Genomic DNA, 2,652 nt, shown 5'->3' on the forward strand with positions numbered 1-2,652 from the left:
ATCGGGGTCGTGAAGAACCAGCCGTACCGCCTCGCCTCCGACGTCTGGGGCATCGGCTTCCTCACCGCCGACAAGATCGCCCAGTCCGTCGGCATGGGCAGTGGCAGGCGCGCGGCGGCTTACTCGGCGTAGATCTCGCCGGTACCGGCGTCGACCATCACCTGCGACGGTTCACAGCCGGCACCGTCCCGGTCGGGCGTGCAGCGTGTGTCGGCGACGCTCACGGACCACATGACGCGCCAAGGGCCATGCCCGCCCTTGAGGCGGTCGGTTTTCAGAACGTCTGCCTGTATCCGGAGCACGCCGGGTTCTCCCCCGTTCTTGCCCTCTTCCGTTCTGACGATCTCCTCGACCCGCTTGGCCGGGATCAGCTCGGCAGGGAGCTTCACGTGCTTGGGTCCGAAGTCGACCAGCAGCTGAGAGACGCGTCCGGCCCGGTTGATCTGGACGTCGAGGCTGCGCGGCATCACCACCCCGCGCTCTTTGAACCGCCAGGACGTGAGCCACCCGAACTCGGCCTCGGCACCCACGGGCACCGTCTCGCGCCAGGGGGCCGCCTCGGCCCATGGGTAGTGCGCCTTCATGTACGTACGGGCCACGCGGTAGGCACTTCGGGCGTCGTGGGGCGTCACGGAGCCTTGGACGGGGAAGCTCGCCTGTGTCGGGCGGCTGGAATCCTCAAGGCTCACGCTCAGTTGGCGGCCACCAGGCCACGTCAACTGGCCGGTGTGTCCGCCCGCGATCTGGATGGACAGCGAACCGTCGTAGCCATCGATACCCGGGCTCACCTGCACGGCGCCGACCTGGTACCGGTCGCCGAACGCCTGGCGTATGGCGCGCTCGGCGACTTCGCGCTCGTCGTCGTGTGCATCCTGGACGCTGGAACCGTCAACGCTGTAGGGAGTGATCGCGGCCTGGAAGACGGCCGCCCCGGCCACGCCCAGTGCCCCGGCAGCCAGCAGCGTGCGCCTGGCCCATGAGCGCCACGCGACATGACCTCGCGTCAGCGCGAGCCCACCGACCACGCCGAGCACGCCGCCGCCGACGTTCATCTCCACATCCGCGCTGTGACAGATTCCGCCCCCGAAGGGTGCTAGGGCCTGGGTGAGTTCGATCAGGCAGGGCAGAGTCAGGACACCGGCCAGTACGGGAATGGGACGCCGCAGAGCCAGAACGCCGAACAGCCCGAGCGGGACGAACATCGCCAGGTTCCACAGACCCTGCGTGGTGTACAGCGGCTCGGTGATCTCATGGTTGATAACACACTCGGCCCGTCCGTGTTCACCACTCCGCAGCGCGAGGGTGACGCCGAGGATTCCGGTCAGGCAAAACCCGAGCGGCAGCCACCAGAGAGCATGGGCAGTTCGGCGCCGACGAGCGACGGCCCACGCGATCACTCCTACGACGACGGCGACGAGAGTGAGTCCGACCAAGAGCCAGATGTCGTGGAAGGCGGCGGCAAACACATCCTTGCTCTTTCTCGGCTTGTTGCCTGGAAAAGCGCCCCCGCGAGAATGCTCGGGGGCGCCACGAAATGCCTACAGGTTCAGGTCAGCACTTCTGAATGGGGGTCTGACGCTTGTCGCTCCCCCGCTCCTGCAGGAGACCGATGGACGCCTTGCACTCCTGGTTCCGATCGCCGAAACTCCAGGTCTTCTGCTTTGTCTGCCCCCTCGTCTGCGCGAAGTAGGAGCTCCAGCGCTCGGTGCCGTTCCGGCTGTAGCCGAGCCGCAGCGTGACACGGCCGCCGTCGTTCTTTTCGTAGGCGGTGTGGGCCTTTGTGTCGGTGTCGTGCGTCCTCTTCCAGTGGACCAGCACCCCGTTGTCGAGCTTGGTGCACCGCACCCAGGGCTGGCCGGTCGTTCCGTCGGAATTGCAGTCGAAGGCGAGGGCGCGAACGACCCCCGACGGCTCGTCGGTGGACGTGTCGTCGGCAGCGGCGTATCCGACGGCCGGGGTCAGCGCGAAAAGCAGCGCCGCGCCGATGGTGGCGACCCGGCGAGTGTGGACAAAGGTACGCATAAGAGATCCCTCCCGTTTTCCATGGAACACAGGACGCCCACCGACCCGAGTGGCGGAGTCGTTCGGAACACGGGGGAATACCCAGGCGCGCCAAGACCATACCGGCGCGCCAGATATGCCGGAATCCGGCATATAGATAACCCCGTTGAAGCGCCACCGCTTTCTGCGTCAGCGCGTGTTCCGATGGCCTGGTCAGGGCCCCGGACGCCGCGATCACCATACAAACATGTGCACGATTTTGCCACTGGGTAACGAGAGCGGAATGCGCTGCGGCGCATTGTGAGTTCGGGGTCGGGACGTACGTCGGAGCCGGAACCCGGGAAGAGGAGACCCGCTGCCCGCCCCCGGCTGTCACACCCGGCCGGTACCGTCGGATCATGGCTCAACAGGCGGGGACCCAGACCGGGGAGCGGCGACTCGCCGTACTCGAAGGCGTACTGGAACGCATCACCTACGCCAACGAGGACAACGGCTACACGGTCGCGCGCGTGGACACCGGGCGGGGCGGCGGTGACCTTCTCACCGTCGTGGGCGCGTTGCTGGGTGCCCAGGTCGGCGAATCCCTCCGTATGGAGGGCCGTTGGGGCTCGCACCCGCAGTACGGCAAGCAGTTCACCGTGGAGAACTACA

Annotated in this window: 3 protein-coding genes and 1 pseudogene; 2 read left to right on the forward strand and 2 right to left on the reverse strand. The window is 66.9% G+C overall.

Annotated elements, in window-relative coordinates:
- Positions 1–96: pseudogene (locus tag ABT147_RS47040) on the forward strand (helix-hairpin-helix domain-containing protein); the annotation flags it as partial.
- 23 nt (positions 97–119) lie between these two features.
- On the opposite strand, the gene ABT147_RS47045 reads toward ABT147_RS47040, so the two are convergent.
- Both ABT147_RS47045 and ABT147_RS47050 read right to left on the reverse strand, forming a co-directional pair.
- A complete protein-coding gene (locus ABT147_RS47045) occupies positions 120–1,466 on the reverse strand; it encodes a VanZ family protein (protein WP_351418691.1) in 1,347 nt (448 codons plus the stop codon).
- Positions 1,467–1,551: 85 nt separating this feature from the next.
- A complete protein-coding gene (locus ABT147_RS47050; protein ID WP_351418693.1) occupies positions 1,552–2,022 on the reverse strand; it encodes a hypothetical protein in 471 nt (156 codons plus the stop codon).
- A gap of 377 nt (positions 2,023–2,399) precedes the next feature.
- Here ABT147_RS47050 and ABT147_RS47055 point away from each other — a divergent pair.
- Positions 2,400–2,652: YrrC family ATP-dependent DNA helicase (locus tag ABT147_RS47055; RefSeq protein WP_502983288.1), on the forward strand; the 253-nt coding region annotated here is incomplete at its 3' end.

It is taken from the genome of Streptomyces sp. NPDC001868, assembly GCF_040297125.1.
Taxonomy (GTDB): domain Bacteria; phylum Actinomycetota; class Actinomycetes; order Streptomycetales; family Streptomycetaceae; genus Streptomyces.

Coding starts and splice junctions, on each gene's coding strand:
- ABT147_RS47050 (WP_351418693.1), bottom strand. CDS start 2,022: ATGCGTACCTTTGTCCACACTCGCCGGGTCGCCACCATCGGCGCGGCG.